This window comes from Zoogloea sp. (assembly GCF_041914405.1).
GTDB lineage: Bacteria > Pseudomonadota > Gammaproteobacteria > Burkholderiales > Rhodocyclaceae > Zoogloea.
Window position 1 is genome coordinate 21,352 of record NZ_JAYSDK010000027.1, and the last position, 17,069, is coordinate 38,420.

The window sequence follows — 17,069 nt, forward strand, 5'->3', positions numbered from 1 at the left end:
CGTCATTTGCCTGAATGGCTTACGCTGCTAGGCTTGATGAATATTGAACGAAAAGCTCGCCCGCGCCATCCGCGCGGAGAACAAGGGACAAGAACATGATCGAAAAGCTGCGCGCCGCCGGACGTCCGGCGAAATGGGCGCTGCGGGGGCTGGCTGCGGTGGCCCTGGTGGGGGTGGCGGGGTTCTGGATCGCCCCGCCGCTTGTGAAGTCGGTGGCTGAGAAGCAACTGGGCGAGCTGCTGCATCGCCCAGTGACGATAGAGGGGCTGTCGATCAACCCCTACGCGCTGTCCGCCGAGGTGCGTGGCTTCCAAATGCTGGAGCCGGACGGCAAGAGCCCCGCGGCGAGCTTCGCGTCCTTGTACGTGAACCTGGAGGCGGAATCCCTGCTGCGCGGCGGTGTGGTGGTGGAGGAGGTGAAGCTGGTCGAGCCGACGGTCAGCGTGGTGCGCCTGGAAGGCCAGCGCTACAACTGGTCGGACGTGATCGACGAGATTCTCAATAAGCCCGACGACGGCTCTAAGACCCATTTCGCGGTGCATAACATCCGCGTCGAGAAGGGGCGTATCGATTTCGACGACCGGCCGCTCAAGCAGAAGCAGGTGGTGTCCGACCTCGATCTGGGCGTGCCCTTCGTGTCCAACCTGCCGTCCCAGGTGGAGACTTTCGTCGAGCCGCTGCTGGCGCTGAAGGTGAATGGGGCGCCCTTTGTCGTGAAGGGCAAGTCCAAGCCGTTTTCCCTGACCCGCGAATCGGTGGTCGGTATCAAGTTCGATGGCTTCGACCTTACGCGCTACGTAGATTACCTGCCGGTCGACAAGACCTTCCGCCTGCCGAGTGCCAAGCTGTCATCCGACTTGGAACTCAGCTTTGCACAGCCGGCAGACCAGCCGCCTGCCGTGAGCGTAAAGGGCTCGGTCGGGCTGGACGGCGTCGAGGTGCAGCATGCCGACGGTCGCCCGGCGATCAAGCTGGCGGCTGTGAAGGTCGGCATCGACAAGCTGGCGCCATTGGCTCGGGAGGTGGCCATTGGCACGGTTTCCATCGAGGCGCCTGACGTTACGGTGGCGCGTCAGCGTGATGGGGCGATCAGCCTGCTCGCGCTGCTGCCGAAGCCGGCTGCCGCTACTGCGACTGCGCCTAAAGCGCCAACGCTGACCGAGCCGCCGAAAGCCGCCGAGGACAAGCCCTTCGCGCTGACGCTGAACGAACTCAAGCTCACTGGCGGACGTATCGCCTTCACCGACGATCTGCCCGCCGGCCCTTTCCACAAGACGCTGCAGGACCTGCACGTTTCCCTGCGTAAGTTCAGCCTGGCCGGCGGTACGCCGGCGGAGCTGGAAGCCGGTTTTGCCACCGACGCGGGCGAACATGTCGAGCACAAGGGCAGCGTGGACGTGGCGGCCTTCAAGGCTTCCGGCACGCTGGAGCTGAGTGGTCTCGATCTGGTTGGGCCGCGACCGTATTACGCACCATTCCTGAAGCAGGGCGAGGTCGCATCCGGCAAGGTGGATGCGCGGCTGGCCTACGATTTTGCGCAGGAGTCCGGTGCGCCGAAGGTTCAGCTGAAGGCGGAGAGCGTCGCGCTGAAGGACCTGGGCGTGCGCCTGAAGGGCGACAAGACAGCGCTGGCCCGCGTCGGCCTGCTCGAGTTGCGCGACACCGAGGTCGATACGGCCACCCGTCGCGTGACGGTCGGTGAGGTGCTCGGCAAGGCGACGCGCCTGTCTGTCGTGCGCGGCAAGGATGGGCGCTTCAATGCCGAGCAGTTCGCTGCCGCCGGCGACGCTCTGGCCGCCAAGACGTCGGTCGCGCCGGCGCGCAAGCATGCTGCAGTGCCCGCGAAGAAGGCGCCGGCCGGTCCCGACTGGCAAGTTAGCGTCAAGCACGTTGCCCTCGACGATTGGGGTGTGCGCCTGGAGGATCAGACTCTTTCCCCGTCCATCGTCTTCAACGCGGAGCCGCTGGCCATCAAGGTGGATGGCCTGTCCACCGCCAAGGGCAGCAAGGCGAGGGTGGATCTGCGGGCGGCGATCAACAAGCGCGGCAAGATCGGTGTAGCCGGTACGGTCGGCCTGGCACCGCTGGCCGGCACTCTGGATCTCGACCTGAAGGCCGTCGACCTGGCGATGCTGCAGCCATACGTGACCGAGAAGGTGAAGATCGCGATCACCCGCGGCAACGTCACGTCCCGCGGGAAGCTGGCCTTCGAGCTGCCGGTGGCCGGCGGTGTGAAGGGTGGGTTCAAGGGCAACCTGACGGTGGGTGATTTTGCCTCGGTGGACAAGCTCAACGCCGCCGACTTCTTGCGTTGGAAGTCCTTGTACTTTGGTGGCGTGGACATCCGCCTGGCGCCGCTGGCGGTGAGCATCGACGACATTGCGCTCAGCGATTTCTACACCCGCCTGATTCTTGATGCCCAGGGTGGCCTCAACATCCGTGAAATTACCGCCCAGCGGGCCCAGGAGCAGAAGGACGAGCAGGACGCGGTGAAGAAGGCCAACGGTGGCAAGCTATCCACGCCCGGAGTGGCGACGGCGCAGTTGCCACCTGCCGCGCCGGCCGAGCCGCTACCGCCCGTGTCGATCAAGCGGATCACGCTGCAGGGCGGCAATATCGCCTACAGCGACCGCTTCATCCGCCCCAATTACGATGCCAACCTGACAGGCATGGGGGGGCGCCTGGTCGGCCTGTCGTCCGATCCGGGCACGATCGCCGAACTGGAGTTGCGCGGCAAGGTGGACAACGCGGCGCCGGTGGAGGTCGTCGGCAAGCTCAATCCCTTCCGGCAGGACAAGGCGTTGGACATCAAGGCCTCGGTGAAGGACTTCGAGTTGTCCGGCGTGTCCACCTACGCTGGCAAGTACGTCGGCTACGGTATCGAGAAGGGCAAGCTGTCGGCCAGCGTCAATTACAAGATCGAGGACCGCAAGCTCACCGCCACCAACCAGGTGTTCCTCGACCAGTTGACCTTCGGCGACAAGGTGGACAGCCCGGACGCCCTCAAGCTGCCGGTGTTGCTGGCGGTGTCCCTGCTTAAGAACAGCCGCGGCGAAATCGATCTGGATCTGCCGATCGGCGGCTCGCTGGACGATCCCCAGTTCAGCATCGGCGGCATCATCTGGAAGGTTCTCGTCAATCTGATTGGCAAGGCGATTACCTCGCCGTTTGCCTTGCTCGGCTCGATGTTCGGCGGCAACAGCGAGGAGCTGGCCTGGCTGGAGTTCGACCCCGGCTTTGCGCGCCTGCCCGACAGCGCCGAGCCCAAGCTGAAGGCCATCGCCAAGGCCATGACCGAGAAGACCGGCCTCAAGCTCGACATCGCCGGCCGCGTCGATCCACAGACCGACCGGGAGGGCCTGAAGCATGCGGTCATGCTCGGCAAGGTTGAGGCGCTGAAGATCAAGGACATGGCGAAGAAGGGGGAGTCGCTCGGCGAGGACGGGCGTGTGCGTATCGACGCTGCCGAATACCCGGCGCTGCTGACCCGCGTCTATAAAGACGAGAAGTTCCCGAAGCCCCGCAACCTGATCGGCCTGACCAAGGATCTGCCGGTGCCCGAAATGGAGAAGCTGATCCTCGCCAACATCACCGTGAGCGATGAAGACCTGCGCCTGCTCGGCCAGCAACGCGCCCAGGCGGCCAAGAACTGGCTACTCGAAAAGGGCCAGGTGCCGGCCGACCGGGTCTTCCTGCTGGCGCCGCGGGAAGGGGATGACGGAAAGGCCAAGGCGAAGGCCAGTCGGGTGGATTTTTCCCTGCGTTAATCGACGAGGAGAAGAGAACGATGAGACCGCAGAAACTGGACGGGGCACAACGGGAGGCGGCGTTGGCTGGTCTGGATGGATGGCTGCCGCTTTCCGATCGCGATGCGATCCGCAAACAGTTCCGTTTTCCCGATTTCAACGCGGCCTTCGGCTGGATGGCGCGGGTGGCGCTGATGGCGGAAAAGCTCGATCACCATCCGGAATGGAGCAATGTGTATAACCGGGTGGAGGTGGTGTTGAGCACCCACGATGCCGGTGGGGTGACCGAACTGGATATCCAGCTGGCCTGCTTCATGGATCGGATCGCAGCCTGAGCGGCTGGCCGCGTTGTCGCGGCGCAGCATGCTTAATGGCGATCAGGGTGCTACTCTCCGCGGCCTGCCAGTTCCGTCTTTGATGGTTTTGGCATTTTCGAAAACGCCCGTTTTGGGTGTCGTTCGTGGGAAAGGACTGCCGATGCATCTGACCTTTGACTGGAACGTGGCCTTGCGTCGTTCGCGGCAGCGCCTGGCCGAGGCCCGCTCGGAGCAGGATGTTGGTCGGCGCAGCTGGAAACGTTTTCCCTATGGCAATCGGGTCTATCGTTACGGGGGAACGGCCCTGGCGAGTAACTGGGGGCGACTGCACCGGAGCGACCGGGAACCTTATCCGGACCTGAGCAGCCTGAATGCGCTGCTTGATGCCAACCCGGCACTGCAGGCGCATGTGCCGGATCCGGCGACAGCCGTGCCACTGATCGAGGAGGCTTGGCGGGCCTATCACGCGGGCGATTTTGCGGATGCCGTCGAGAATGGACTGGCGGCGGGCCCGGTGGGCTTGGTGGCCGCGGCCAGGGCGGCCGTCGTGTATGCGGCCCACCTGGAAGAGGATGAGCAGCGGCGGACCCGCATCCTCGCCGACACGCTGGAATTCTGTACTGCGTTGACTGAGCTGGCGCCGAACTGGGCGAATGCCTGGTATGTGCATGGTCTGGCACTGGGGCGCTACAGCCAGAGTATTTCGGTGGTCAAGGCCCTGGCCCGCGGGCTCGGCAGCAAGGTGCGGGACAGCCTGCAGCGGGTCGTCGAACTGGATAGCGAGCACGCCGATGCCTATGTGGCGCTGGGGGTCTACAACGCAGAAGTGATCGACAAGATCGGCAGCATGGTGGCCGGCCTGACCTACGGCGCCCGCAAGGAAGCGGTCATCGAGCACTTCGAGACGGCCCACAGGCTGCATCCCCAATCGCCGGTCGTACTGGCGGAATATGCCCGCTCCACGTTGCTGGCCTTTGGCTCCGCCCAGCATGGCCGTGTGCATGAGCTGTTTGCGGCGGCTGGGGCGTGTCAGCCGGTGGATGCGCTGGAGCGCCTCGATGTGGAGTGGGCGCTCAGCGAAACGGAGTAGCTGGAGCGAACAGGGGACGAGAGCTGGAGTCCCCGGTGCCGATCAGCCCTTGGCGCGGATCAGGCGCGCCTTTTCGCGCTCCCAGTCGCGTTCCTTCTCGGTTTCCCGCTTGTCGTACTGCTTCTTGCCCTTGGCGAGGCCGACGCTGACCTTCACGCGGCCCTTGGTGTAATGCAGGTCGAGGGGCACCAGTGCATAGCCGGCGCGCTCCACCTTGCCGATCAGCTTGGAGATTTCCTCTGAGTGCAGCAACAGCTTGCGGGTGCGGGTCGGATCGGGGTGAATGTGGGTCGAGGCGGACTCCAGCGGCGTGATGTGCATGCCGACGATGAATATCTCGGCGCCACGGATCACCACGTAGCTTTCCTTGATGTTGGCACGCCCGGCGCGGATGCCCTTGACCTCCCAGCCCTCGAGCACGAGGCCGGCTTCGTATTTTTCCTCGATGAAATAATCGTGGAAGGCCTTGCGGTTGTCGATGATGCTCATTGGCGTAGGCTTGAACGGACGCGTAAAATCGCGCATTTTAACAGCTCGCTAGTTCGCCCGCGCCCCAATGGCAGCCGTCAAGAAAACCGTTCTGATCGAATTCACTCCAGCCCAGATGTTCGATCTGGTGGATCGCTGCGAGGATTACCCCAAGTTCCTGCCCTGGTGCGGCGGCAGTGAGGTGCATGGCCGTGACGAGAAGGTCACCAAGGCCACACTGCACATCAACTACCACGGCATCAAGTCCCACTTCAGCACCGAGAACGACAAGGACTATCCGCGGCACATGCACATCCGCCTGACCGACGGGCCATTCACGCACCTCGACGGCAGTTGGGAGTTCATTCCGCTGGGCGACGCCGCCTGCAAGGTCGAGTTCAACCTGCACTATGAGTTTTCCAACCGCCTGATTGAGAAGGCGGTGGGGCCGGTGTTCAGTCACATCGCGAACACCTTCGTCGATTCCTTCGTGAAGCGCGCCGCGCAAGTCTACGCCAAGGGCTGAGATGTCCGATTCGATCAACGTGGAAGTCTGCTACGCGCTCAGGGAGCGCCAGGAAATCGTCCGCCTCAGGCTGCCTGAAGGCAGCACGGTACAGCGCGCGGTGGAGGCTTCGGGCCTGCTGCAGAAGCATCCCGAGATTGATCTGGCCAAAACCAACAAGCTCGGCGTCTTCGCCAAGCTGGTCAAGGCCGACACGGTGCTGCGCGACAAGGACCGGGTAGAGATCTACCGGCCGCTGATTGCCGATCCCAAGGAGGTGCGCCGCAAGCGTGCCGAAGAGGGGAAAGTCATGAAGAAGGGCGGCGGGCCGGCAGAAGCCTGAACCCGGCGCCGGCTGGCATCGGGTGCCCGCCTACTTGCAGCTGCGTTCCAGGTATTGCCGGATGCGCGCCACTTCGCTGGCGCGCTCGTCGTCGCTCACGTAAACCTGCTCACCCGCTTCGTTGTAGCGCACCGTCAGCTGGCCGCTTTCCAGCCCGCTCAGTTGCTGGCGGAAGCGTGTGCATTCCTGTTGCTGCTGGTCGCTGGCGAGCTTCTGCTTGCGCGCCTTTTCGTCCGCCTCGGCGGCCTCGGCGCGCCGTTTCCTGAAGGCCAGCTCTTTTTCGGCGGTGCTCTGCGGGGCGTTGCCACTGGCGGCCTCGGAGGCGGCAGGGCGCTGGGCCAGCGGGGCCTGTCGAAGGGTACGCGTCTGGGCGTCGGGCGGTGGCGAGTCGGCGTAATGGATGCGGCCGTTGGCGTCCTTCCAGCTGTAGATGGCTTGGGCAAGGACGGCCGGGGCGGCGCAGGCCAGCAGGACGAAAAGAAGCTTGCGCGGCATTCGGGACTCCGGTAGGACAAACTTTTGCCGTCGGACGGCAAGCTGCGTATAATACGGATTTGGTTCGAGGGATTAAAGCCATGCGAGTGATCCAGAAGGCGCTGACGTTTGATGACGTCCTTCTCATCCCCGCCCATTCGAGCGTTCTCCCGCGCGACGTCAGCCTCCAGACGAAACTCACGCGCAACATTACCCTGAATATTCCGCTGGTGTCCGCTGCAATGGATACCGTCACCGAAGCACGCCTCGCCATTGCGCTCGCGCAGGAAGGCGGGATCGGGATCATCCACAAGAACCTGACCCCCCAGCAGCAGGCGGCCGAAGTGGCCAAGGTAAAACGTTTCGAGTCGGGCATCCTCAAGGACCCGATCACCATTCCGCCGACCATGACGGTCCGCGAGGTGCTCACCCTGACCCGGACCCACAAGTTCTCCGGCCTGCCGGTGGTGGACGGTGGCAAGGTGATCGGCATCGTCACCAACCGTGACACCCGTTTCGAGACCAATCTCGACCAGCCCGTCTCGGCAATCATGACGCCCCAGTCGCGCCTGGTCACGGTCAAGGAAGGCGCAAGCCTCGACGAGGCCCGTGCGCTGATGCACAAGCACCGCCTGGAGCGCGTGCTGGTGCTGAGCGAAGACGGCGGCCTGGCCGGCCTCATCACCGTCAAGGACATGATGAAGTCCACCGAGCACCCGCTTGCCTGCAAGGACAGCCTCGGCCGTCTGCGTGTCGGCGCGGCCATCGGTGTCGGTGCCGGTACCGAGGAACGTGCTGCATTGCTGGCCGAAGCCGGGGTTGACGTGATCGTCGTTGACACCGCCCACGGTCACTCCCAGGGCGTGCTCGACCGCGTCAACTGGGTCAAGAAGAACTTCCCGAAGGTGGACGTCATCGGCGGCAACATCGCCACCGCGGCGGCAGCCCTGGCGCTCGTCGAGGCGGGCGCGGACGGCGTCAAGGTCGGTATCGGCCCGGGTTCCATCTGCACCACCCGTATCGTCGCCGGTGTCGGCGTGCCGCAGATCACCGCGGTCGACAACGTGGCTACGGCGCTGGCCAACTCCGGCGTCCCGATGATTGCCGACGGCGGCATCCGCTACTCCGGCGACATCTCCAAGGCCATCGCGGCCGGTGCCAACGTGGTGATGCTGGGTGGCCTGTTCGCCGGTACCGAGGAAGCGCCGGGCGAGACCGTGCTGTTCCAGGGGCGCTCCTACAAGTCCTACCGGGGCATGGGTTCCCTCGGTGCCATGCAGCAGGGCGCCGCGGACCGTTACTTCCAGGACAACGAGGGCAATGTGGACAAGCTGGTGCCGGAAGGCATCGAAGGCCGCGTCGCCTACAAGGGCCCGGTGACGGCGGTGATCCACCAGCTGATGGGCGGCCTGCGTGCCTCCATGGGCTACGTCGGTTGCGCCACCATCGACGAGATGCGCGCCCGTGCCGAGTTCGTCGAGATCACCTCGGCCGGCATCCGCGAATCCCACGTCCATGACGTGCAGATCACCAAGGAAGCGCCGAACTACCACGTGGATTGAGTCTTTCCGTTCCCGTGCATCAAGGGCAGCCCTCGGGCTGCCCTTGTTCGTTGACGGGCTGCGGCCGGTGGCAGACTGTCATTTCGGGCCAGGATAATCACGGAGAGCCGCGCGCCCGCGCTGAACCTATCGCCGCAAATCCACTCCACATAGCCATGCTGACCCGAACCCGATCCGATTCTTCATCCACGGCGGCCGCGCTGGCTTCCGTGGTCGACGTCAAACACCTGAGCCGTAGCGTGACCACCGATAATGGCGGCACGCTGCACATCCTCGAAGATGTCTCCTTCAGCATCGCCGCCGGCGAGGCGGTGGCCATCGTTGGAGCGTCCGGCTCCGGCAAGTCCACGCTGCTGGGCCTGCTGGCCGGGCTGGATTCGCCGTCGGGAGGCTCCGTGCATATCCGCGGACAGGATCTGTTCGCCCTCGACGAGGACGGCCGCGCGGCGCTGCGCGGCGAATGCGTTGGTTTCGTGTTTCAGTCCTTCCAACTCTTGCCGGCCCTGACTGCCCTCGAGAACGTGATGCTGCCGCTGGAGCTGGCTGGGCGGAAGGATGCCCGCCAGGAAGCGGAGAGTTGGCTGCAGCGGGTTGGTCTGGGCGGCCGCCTGGGGTATTACCCGCGCCAGCTGTCCGGCGGCGAGCAGCAGCGCGTCGCGGTCGCCCGCGCCTTTGCGCCACGGCCGGCGCTGGTGCTGGCCGACGAGCCGACTGGCAACCTGGACGTGGCTACCGGTGAGGCAGTCATCGAGCTGATGTTCTCCCTCAACGTCGAGTCCGGCACGACCCTCGTGCTGGTGACCCACGACACCAGCCTGGCGGAGCGCTGTGGGCGCAGCTTGCGGCTGTCTGCCGGCAAGTTAGTGTAAAAACGCGGCTTTCTCCGGAGAGGCAAGCTCTGGGTACGCTCCGCGTGCGGCGCTTGGTTGCGCGCCCCCGGCTCATAGTCTGGGAGCTGCCTTTACGGGAGAATCTGTTCCTTCAAGCCGCAGCGTTTGAGGATGCTGCGGCCGGCTTGTACGCCGCTGCGGATGGCGGATTCGATGGTGGCGGGGTAGTCCGACGCGATATAGTCGCCGGCCAGCCACAGGCCGGGCTGCGGCGTCGCGACGCCCGGGCGGACGAGGCCGGGCGTGCATGAGAAGGTGGCGCGCTTCTCGGTGATGATCTGCGACCAGGCCAACGCCGGCAGCGGGCCGAGCACGTGCTGCAATTCCTGAAGCAGCGCGACTTCCAGCGCTTCCTTGCTGATTTCCTGGTGGGCGCCGCGGGCGCTGATGACCACGCTGACCAGGCCCGGCTCGCCGCCCAGCGCGGCGCGGTCGAAAGCCCACTGGCCGTAGCCGCCGCTGAGGCCGATCATCGGCTCCGGGAAGTTCAGCGGCCCGTCGAAGGCCAGCCAGGCGGTGACGATGGGTTCGTGGCGCAGCGCGGCGATGCTGGCCACCACCGGCGCCATCGCCGGCAGAGTCTCCACCAGCGGCGCCACGTGATAGGGCGCGGTGGCGATCACTATGTGTTCGAACAGCGTGGTCCACGGGTCGCCATCCAGCCGGTAACCGCCGCCGATGCTCTCGATGGCCTTGATCGGTTCGGCGATGCGCACCGTGTGGCCGCGCATGGCCAGCCAGCGGGAGGCCGGGACGGGGAACAGCTCGGACAGGTCGAGCCGCGGCAGCAGCAGGTCGGATGCGGAGGCGCCGGCGGCCAGGCTGTCGCGCAGCACGTTGGCGAAAACCTGGGCCGACGCGTCGGCGACCGGCGTGTTGAGGGCCGCCACGCAGAGGGGTTCCCAGATCAGGCGGGTCAGTTTCTCGGTCTGCTTGGTCTCGGTGAGCAGCTCGGCGACCGGCCGATCCGGCTCGATGCGAAACTTGCGCGCCTTGAGGCTGCGCATCAGCCGCGCCATCGCCAGCTTGTCCTGCCAGCCCAGGCCTTTGGCGCGCAGCAGGCCGATGGCCAGGTGCAGCGGTGCCGGCAACGGAGCTGCGCGCAGCGCGCATTCGCCGGGATAGACCAGCGCCAGCTTGCGCGTCTCCAGCACGCTCGGCTTGACGCCGACCAGGCGCAGCAGGCGCAGGGTTTCGGTGTAGGCGCCGAGCAGGATGTGTTGGCCGTTGTCCACCCGGTAGCCGTCCTTGTCCACTACGCGGGCGCGTCCGCCGAGCACGCGGGATGACTCGAACAGCGTGACCTTGGCCCCACCGCGGGCCAGCGTGACGGCGGCCGCGAAGCCGGCGTAGCCGCCGCCGATGACGGCGATGTCGGGGCCGGTGTGCATCAGCCGCGCAGCCAGGTGCGCCCGGCGATCCAGATCTTGCGCAGCGGCGTCAGTGAGGTGCGGCGGTCGAGCACCTGGAAGCCGTCGGCCTCGATCTCGTCGAGCAGCGTGCGGTAGATCGCCGCCATCACCAGGCCGGGACGCTGGGTCTTGCGGTCCTCGTCGGGTAACTGGGCGAAGGCCTGGTCGTAGAACTGGCGCGCGCGCTGGGTCTGGAAGGCCATCAGCTCGCGGAAGTTGTCCGAATGCTGGCCGTCGAGGATCTGCCGGGCTGGCACGTTGAAGCGCTGCAGCTCGTCGATGGGCAGGTAGATACGGCCGCGGCGGGCGTCCTCGCCGACGTCGCGGATGATGTTGGTGAGCTGGAAGGCCATGCCCAGGTCGTGGGCGTATTTCAGGGTTTGCCGGTTGGTGTAGCCGAAGATCTCGGCGGACAGCAGGCCGACCACGCTGGCGACGCGGTAGCAGTACAGCTGCAGGGCCTTCCAGTCCAGGTAGCGGGTCTGCTGCAGGTCCATCTGCATGCCGTCGATGATCTCGAGCAGTTGCTCGCGGGGCAGCGGGAACTGCTTGTTGATCTGCTGGAGGGCTTGGCCGACCGGGTGTTCTGGTGCGCCGTCATAGATTTGGGCCACCTGCATGCGCCACCAGTCGAGCTTGGCCTGGGCGATCTGCATGTCGTGGCATTCATCCACCACGTCATCCACCTCCCGGCAGAAGGCGTACAGGGCGGTTATCGCCTGGCGTCGCTCGGGGGGCAGGAACATGAAGCTGTAGTAGAAGCTGGAGCCGCTGCTGGCGGCCTTCTCCTGGCAATATGCGTGGGGGTCGGTCATGGGGCGCTACCGGGTAAGGGCGCGCCAGGCGAGGCGCGGCCAGTCTGTCTTGCCGAGGGTCGGACGGCGGCGGAACACGTCGTAGCCGTTCGCCTCGATCTTGTCGAGTATCGCAAGTCCGCCCTGCACCACCAGGCGCAGCTCCCAGCCGATGCGGCCGGGCAGGCGGTGGGCGAGGGGGGCGCCGCGCAGCATCATGCAGCGGGCGCGCTGGATCTGGAAATCCATCAGCGCAGTGAATTGCGGCGTCACCTCGCCGGCGGCGATGCAGGCCTCCGTGACGCCAAAGCGATCGAGCTCGGCCAGCGGCAGGTAGATGCGCCGCTTTTGCCAGTCCACCGCCACGTCCTGCCAGAAATTGATGAGCTGCAGGCTGGTGCAGATCAGATCGGACAGGACCAGGTTGTCGGGCGTGGCCTCGTCGTAGAGGTGCAGCAGCAGGCGCCCGACCGGGTTGGCCGAGCGGCGGCAGTAGTCGCCGAGCTCGTCGAAGTCCGCGTAGCGGGTCTTGCCCACGTCCTGGCTGAAGGCGTCCAGCAGGTCGCGGAAGAGATACACCGGCAGCCCGAAGTCGTGGATGTTGCGGCCCAGGCGCTTGAAGATCGGTTCCAGCGTCGGATCGTCGAAGGGGCGGTATTGCTCGATCGCCAGCAGCGCCCGCTTGTAGTCGTTGAGGCGCGCCAGGCGCATGATCGGCGTCGCGTCGCCCTCGTCGGCAATGTCGTCGGCGCTGCGGGCGAAGGCGTAGATGGCCTCCACCGGCTCGCGCAGGTGCGCCGGCAGCAGGAAGGAAGCGACGGGAAAGTTCTCGTAGTGATCGACGGGCATGGGCGCGCGGAGTATACCCGTGGTACCTGGTGGCGGGCTGCGGCAATGCCGGCGTGGCCGGGAATTTCCGCGGCGTAGGTCACTGCGGAGGCAAATTTGCCCGCGGCTACGTCAAGACGGTGTCCGTCGGGGCGTGAATGTGCTCCCATGGCCTGAGTGGGAACCAATGCCTGTCTTGGTAGAACTCATCTGCTGATTACTGTCTTTTTCTCGTTAAGCCGTTCCGTGTTGCATCCCTGCCCATGCTCGAAATCGAAAACCTGTCCCGCCGCTTCAACGGCCGGACCGTGCTGCAGAACATTTCCCTGAGTCTCGAGCCCGGTGAGTACGTGGCCATCGTTGGCGAATCCGGGGTCGGCAAATCGACCTTGCTGAACCTGATCGCCGGACTGGATCGGCCCGATGGTGGCCGCCTGTGCCTGGACGGCGAGGATTACGCGCAGCACGACGATGAGGCGCTGACCCGCCTGCGCCGGGACAAGCTGGGTTTCGTGTTCCAGGCCTTCCACATCTTGCCGCATCTCAACGTGGCCCAGAACGTGGCGTTGCCCCTGTGGTTGCAGGGCGTCGAGCGGGACGCCGCCGACGGCCCGACCCGCCAGCTGCTCGACGCGGTGGGGCTGGGTGCGCGGGGCGACAGCTGGCCGCGGGAGCTGTCGGGCGGCGAGATGCAGCGGGTCGCGATCGCCCGGGCGCTGGTCCATGCGCCGCACGTGGTGCTGGCCGACGAACCGACCGGCAACCTGGACCCGGCCAACGCATCACGGGTGCTGGCCTTGCTGGCCGAGCGCATTCGCGCCGCCGGGGCGATTGGCATCCTGGTGACCCATTCGCTGGAGGCGGCAGCCACCGCTGACCGCACGCTGCACCTGACGGCGGAGGGCCTGCGCGGGTGAGCGGACAGGTGATGGGGTGGAGGCGCCTGGCGCCGGTATTCCTCGGCTCGTTGGCCCGGCGGCGGTTGGCGACGCTGTTTTCGCTGGTTGCCATCGTGCTCGGCGTGGCGCTGGGCATGGCTGTGCAGGCAGTGCACGAGGCGGCCCTGTCGGAGTTCGACCGGGGCCTGCGCAACATGGCGGGCGCGGCGGACTTGCAGGTGGTCGGCCCGCGCGGTGGTTTCGACGAACAGCTCTACACGCGCTTGGTGGCCCATCCGGACGTGGCCGAGGCCAGTCCCGTGCTCGAGGTCGAGGCGCGGCTGGTCGGGCGCGACGAATCCCTGCAGGTGCTGGGTGTCGATGCCTTCGTGCTGGCGCGGGTCACGCCGCAGCTGCTGCCCCGCGCCGACGGCGACGACCGCTTTGCGATTTTTGCCGGCGACAGCGTGTTTCTCTCTCATGCGGCGGCCGACCGGCTCGGCGTGAAGACCGGTGCGCTACTGCACGTACAGGCTGGCAGCAAGGAGGTCGCACTGAAAGTGGCCGGTGATCTGCCTGCGGCGGGTGATGGTCGTCGCCTTGCCGTGATGGACATCGCCGCCGCGCAGACCCTGTTCGGCAAGCTCGGCCGCCTGAGTCGCATCGATCTGCGTCTGCGCGAGGGTGTCGACATGGCGGCAGTGCGGCGCAGCCTGCAGGCTGAACTACCGGACGGCGTACTCGTGGAGACGCCCGCCGCCGAGGCGGACCAGGCGGCCAACCTGTCGCGGGCCTACCGGGTGAACCTGACTTTGCTGGCGGCGATTGCGCTGCTTACCGGCGGCTTCCTGGTCTTCTCGGCGCAGGCCCTGTCGGTGGTGCGCAGGCGCAGTGAATTCGCCTTCCTGCGGGCTATCGGTCTGTCGCGGCGAACGCTGTTTGGCTGGTTGGTGGGGGAGGGCGCGGCGGTTGGTCTGCTTGGCGGCGTTCTGGGTGTGGCGGTCGGCCATGGCCTGGCGTGGGGCGCGCTGGCGCTGCTCGGTGGCGACCTGGGCGCCGGCTATTTCTCGGGCCTGGCTCCGCGCCTGCAGTTCCAGCCGCTGGCCAGTGCGATCTATGCGCTGCTCGGTGTCGTGGCTGGCGTCGCTGGTGCGTGGTTGCCGGCCAAGGAGGCTGCGACGGTGGCGCCGGCCCAGGCCCTGAAGGCGGGTGACGAGGCTGCGCTGCACGGCGGGCGCGGCCATCCGCTGTTCGGTCTGGCGCTGCTGGCCGGCGGTCTGGCGGCCTGCGCGATCCCGCCAGTGGATGGACTGCCCCTTGGCGGCTACCTGGCGGTGGCATGCGTGCTGGCTGGAGCGGTGCTGCTGTTGCCGTCGATTGCTGCGCTGCTGGCCCGCCTGCTGCCCGGCGGCGGGCCCGTGCCTGCACGTCTGGCCGTGGCCCGGCTGGCGGCGGCGCCCGGCCATGCGGTGGTGGCGGCCGCCGGCGTGCTCACCAGCGTCGCACTGGCGGCGGCGATGGCGATCATGGTGGCCTCGTTTCGGGATTCGGTGGACCAGTGGCTGACCCAGCTGCTGCCGGCCGACCTCTATCTGCGCGCCGGCCGCGCCCAGTCCGGCAGCTATCTGGACGAAGCCTTGCAGGCGCGCATCGCAGCGACACCCGGCGTTGGCGCGGTGGCTTTCACGCGACACGACGGTCTGCGTCTGGCTGCGGGGCAGGCGCCGGTGGCTCTGCTGGCGCGGCCAGTGTCGGCCGAGGGCGACGGCCTGCCCTTGGTCGACCGGACCGGGGCGGTGACCGGGCCAGCCGTGTGGATCTCCGAAGCCATGCAGGACCTGTACGGCTGGCAGCCCGGCCAGCAGGTTGCGTTGCCGCTGGCCGGCAAGCCGGTGCGCCTGACGGTGGCCGGCGTGTGGCGCGACTACGCACGCCAGACCGGCGCGGTGATGATCGACCTCGACAGCTACCGTCACCTGACCGGCGACCGCCTGGTCACCGACGCGGCGATTCACCTCGCACCCGGCGCGGACGCGCTGCGCACCGCAAACGCGCTGACCGCACTGGCCGGCTCCGGCGTGCTGGAAGTGGCTTTCCCCGGCGAGATCCGGGCGATCACGTTGCGCATCTTCGACCGCACCTTCGCGGTGACCTACCTGCTCGAAGCGGTGGCGGTGGCCATTGGCCTGGCCGGTGTGGCGGCCAGCTTCGCGGCGCTGGCGGCGGCCCGCCGGAAGGAGTTCGGCATGCTGCGCCACCTCGGCCTGACGCGCCGCCAGATCGGCTGGATGCTGGCCCAGGAGGGGGCGCTGGCGGCGGGCGTCGGCGTGTTGGCCGGCCTGTTGGCGGGCGGGGCGATCGGGCTGGTGCTGATCGAGGTGGTCAATCGGCAGAGTTTCCACTGGAGCATGGATCTGCATGTGCCGTGGCTGTCGCTGCTGTTGTTCGGTGGCGGGCTGGTGGTGCTGGCGGCACTGGCCGCAGTGCTCGCCGGTCGCCAGGCAATGCGCCAGGATGCGGTGTTGGCGGTGCGGGAGGATTGGTGATGGAGCGGCGTCTTTTCCTGCTGGCGCTGGCCCTTGGGGCGGCGGGGCGTGCGGCGGCGGTGGACTTCGCGTCGGTGCTGCCGGGCCGGCGGCTGGTCTTTCCGGCTGACTACGGCGCCCATCCGGATTTCCGCACCGAGTGGTGGTATGCCACCGGCTGGCTGTCCCTGCCGGACGGCAGCCCGCTGGGTTTCCAGACGACCTTCTTCCGCGTGCGCATTGGTGTCGGTGAGGACAATCCGAGCGCCTTCGCGCCGCGCCAGCTGATCCTTGCCCACGCGGCGATCGCCGATCCACGCCTGGGGCGCCTGCGCCACGGGGAGCGCTCGGCGCGGGTCGGCTTCGGGCGGGCCGGTTTCGAGCTGGGGCGCACCGGCGTGTGGGTCGGCGACTGGCGCTTCGCGCTGGATGGCGGGCGTTACCGGGCCGCCGTGCATGCCGAGGATTTTGCCTACGCGCTGGATCTGCAGCCGGCCGGGCCGCCGCTGCTCAACGGCCAGGGCGGCTTCAGCGCCAAGGCCGCCGATCCGCGCCACGCCAGCTACTACTACAGCCGCCCGCAGTTGGCGGTGAGCGGCAGCGTGACCCTCGATGGCCGGACTCAGCCAGTGCGTGGTACGGCCTGGCTGGACCACGAATGGTCCAGCGAGCTGCTGCCGGAAGGCGCCAAAGGCTGGGACTGGGTCGGGCTCAACCTGGATGACGGCAGCGCGCTGATGGCTTTCCGCCTGCGCGACGGACAGGGGCGCGCGTTGTGGGCAGCGGCGACCTGGCAACTGGCCGGTGGTGGCGCGCGGGTCCTGCGTCCAGCGGAGATCGTCTTCACGCCCGTCCGGGAATGGCGTTCGCCGCGCACCGGTATCACCTATCCGGTGGAATGGCGGCTGCGCGTCGGTGAGCGGGAGTTCGGCCTGCGGCCGCTGCTGGACGACCAGGAGCTGGACAGCCGCCGCTCCACCGGCTCGGTGTACTGGGAGGGCGCGGTGCGGGTCGTCGAGGGCGGGCGGGAGCTTGGCCGCGGCTACCTGGAGATGACTGGCTACGGGGAGCGCATTCGCGTTGGCTAGCAGGCTGCTGTTGGAGCACGAAGGATCGCGTCGGCCGGAGCGTCGATCATCCAGGGGCGTCAGCGATTGCCTGTTCAACGATGCTTCACCGGCCGGGTAAAGCCGGCGTTCATCCCTCGCCGGTGGGCGTAAAATGACAAAGGCACTCC

At 66.9% G+C, this 17,069-nt stretch carries 15 protein-coding genes; 10 read left to right on the forward strand and 5 right to left on the reverse strand.

From position 1 onward, the window contains the following. Positions 1–95: 95 nt before the first annotated feature. The 3 genes from ACE3RX_RS15965 to ACE3RX_RS15975 all read left to right on the forward strand — a co-directional run bounded on the left by ACE3RX_RS15965 (position 96) and on the right by ACE3RX_RS15975 (position 5,153). Positions 96–3,767: a DUF748 domain-containing protein gene (locus ACE3RX_RS15965; protein ID WP_374485830.1), complete on the forward strand. Its 3,672-nt coding sequence runs from the start codon at positions 96–98 to the stop codon at positions 3,765–3,767. A 20-nt stretch (positions 3,768–3,787) separates the two neighbouring features. Beyond that, entirely contained in the window at positions 3,788–4,081 is a 294-nt protein-coding gene (locus ACE3RX_RS15970; RefSeq protein ID WP_374485832.1) for a 4a-hydroxytetrahydrobiopterin dehydratase, read from the forward strand. Positions 4,082–4,223: 142 nt separating this feature from the next. Further along, positions 4,224–5,153: a hypothetical protein gene (locus tag ACE3RX_RS15975; RefSeq protein ID WP_374485834.1), complete on the forward strand. Its 930-nt coding sequence runs from the start codon at positions 4,224–4,226 to the stop codon at positions 5,151–5,153. A 42-nt stretch (positions 5,154–5,195) separates the two neighbouring features. Here the strand turns inward: ACE3RX_RS15975 and smpB are convergent, their stop codons facing one another. After that, on the reverse strand, positions 5,196–5,642 hold the full coding sequence (smpB, locus tag ACE3RX_RS15980; protein WP_374485836.1) for an SsrA-binding protein SmpB: 447 nt from the start codon (positions 5,640–5,642) through the stop codon (positions 5,196–5,198). 67 nt (positions 5,643–5,709) lie between these two features. Between smpB and ACE3RX_RS15985 the strand changes: the two genes are divergently transcribed. Beyond that, entirely contained in the window at positions 5,710–6,147 is a 438-nt protein-coding gene (locus ACE3RX_RS15985) for a type II toxin-antitoxin system RatA family toxin (RefSeq protein WP_374485838.1), read from the forward strand. Between the two features lies 1 nt (position 6,148). After that, positions 6,149–6,469 carry an RnfH family protein gene (locus ACE3RX_RS15990; RefSeq protein ID WP_374485840.1) on the forward strand — a complete coding sequence of 107 codons (321 nt, stop codon included), beginning with the start codon at positions 6,149–6,151 and terminating at the stop codon, positions 6,467–6,469. Positions 6,470–6,499: 30 nt separating this feature from the next. Here ACE3RX_RS15990 and ACE3RX_RS15995 read toward each other — a convergent pair whose 3' ends face one another. Next, positions 6,500–6,964, reverse strand: coding sequence for a DUF4124 domain-containing protein (locus ACE3RX_RS15995; RefSeq protein WP_374485842.1), 465 nt, complete (start codon positions 6,962–6,964; stop codon positions 6,500–6,502). A gap of 80 nt (positions 6,965–7,044) precedes the next feature. Here ACE3RX_RS15995 and guaB point away from each other — a divergent pair, with 80 nt between their 5' ends. Then, positions 7,045–8,505, forward strand: coding sequence for an IMP dehydrogenase (guaB, locus tag ACE3RX_RS16000; protein WP_374485844.1), 1,461 nt, complete (start codon positions 7,045–7,047; stop codon positions 8,503–8,505). 155 nt (positions 8,506–8,660) lie between these two features. Continuing rightward, a complete protein-coding gene (locus tag ACE3RX_RS16005; protein WP_374485846.1) occupies positions 8,661–9,374 on the forward strand; it encodes an ABC transporter ATP-binding protein in 714 nt (237 codons plus the stop codon). A gap of 92 nt (positions 9,375–9,466) precedes the next feature. Here ACE3RX_RS16005 and hpnE read toward each other — a convergent pair whose 3' ends face one another. Genes hpnE through hpnC form a run of 3 tightly spaced genes read right to left on the reverse strand, consistent with a single transcriptional unit; the run spans position 9,467 to position 12,450 of the window. After that, a complete protein-coding gene (gene hpnE, locus ACE3RX_RS16010) occupies positions 9,467–10,786 on the reverse strand; it encodes a hydroxysqualene dehydroxylase HpnE (protein ID WP_374485848.1) in 1,320 nt (439 codons plus the stop codon). After that, a complete protein-coding gene (hpnD, locus tag ACE3RX_RS16015) occupies positions 10,786–11,622 on the reverse strand; it encodes a presqualene diphosphate synthase HpnD (RefSeq protein WP_374485850.1) in 837 nt (278 codons plus the stop codon). The genes hpnE and hpnD overlap by 1 nt, the downstream gene beginning before the upstream one ends. Before the next feature lie 6 nt (positions 11,623–11,628). Beyond that, complete coding sequence (gene hpnC, locus ACE3RX_RS16020) at positions 11,629–12,450, reverse strand: squalene synthase HpnC (protein ID WP_374485852.1); 822 nt, start codon at positions 12,448–12,450, stop codon at positions 11,629–11,631. 242 nt (positions 12,451–12,692) lie between these two features. Here hpnC and ACE3RX_RS16025 point away from each other — a divergent pair, with 242 nt between their 5' ends. From ACE3RX_RS16025 to ACE3RX_RS16035, 3 genes are read left to right on the forward strand one after another with little or no spacing between them, the layout of a single operon-like run. Continuing rightward, positions 12,693–13,346, forward strand: a complete 654-nt coding sequence (locus ACE3RX_RS16025) for an ABC transporter ATP-binding protein (protein ID WP_374485854.1) — start codon at positions 12,693–12,695, stop codon at positions 13,344–13,346. 11 nt (positions 13,347–13,357) lie between these two features. Continuing rightward, positions 13,358–15,853 (forward strand): FtsX-like permease family protein, encoded by a 2,496-nt coding sequence (locus tag ACE3RX_RS16030; RefSeq protein ID WP_374485856.1) that lies wholly within the window; start codon positions 13,358–13,360, stop codon positions 15,851–15,853. Beyond that, a complete protein-coding gene (locus tag ACE3RX_RS16035) occupies positions 15,853–16,920 on the forward strand; it encodes a lipocalin-like domain-containing protein (RefSeq protein WP_374485858.1) in 1,068 nt (355 codons plus the stop codon). Before ACE3RX_RS16030 ends, ACE3RX_RS16035 begins: the two co-directional genes overlap by 1 nt. The last annotated feature ends 149 nt before the right edge of the window (positions 16,921–17,069 follow it).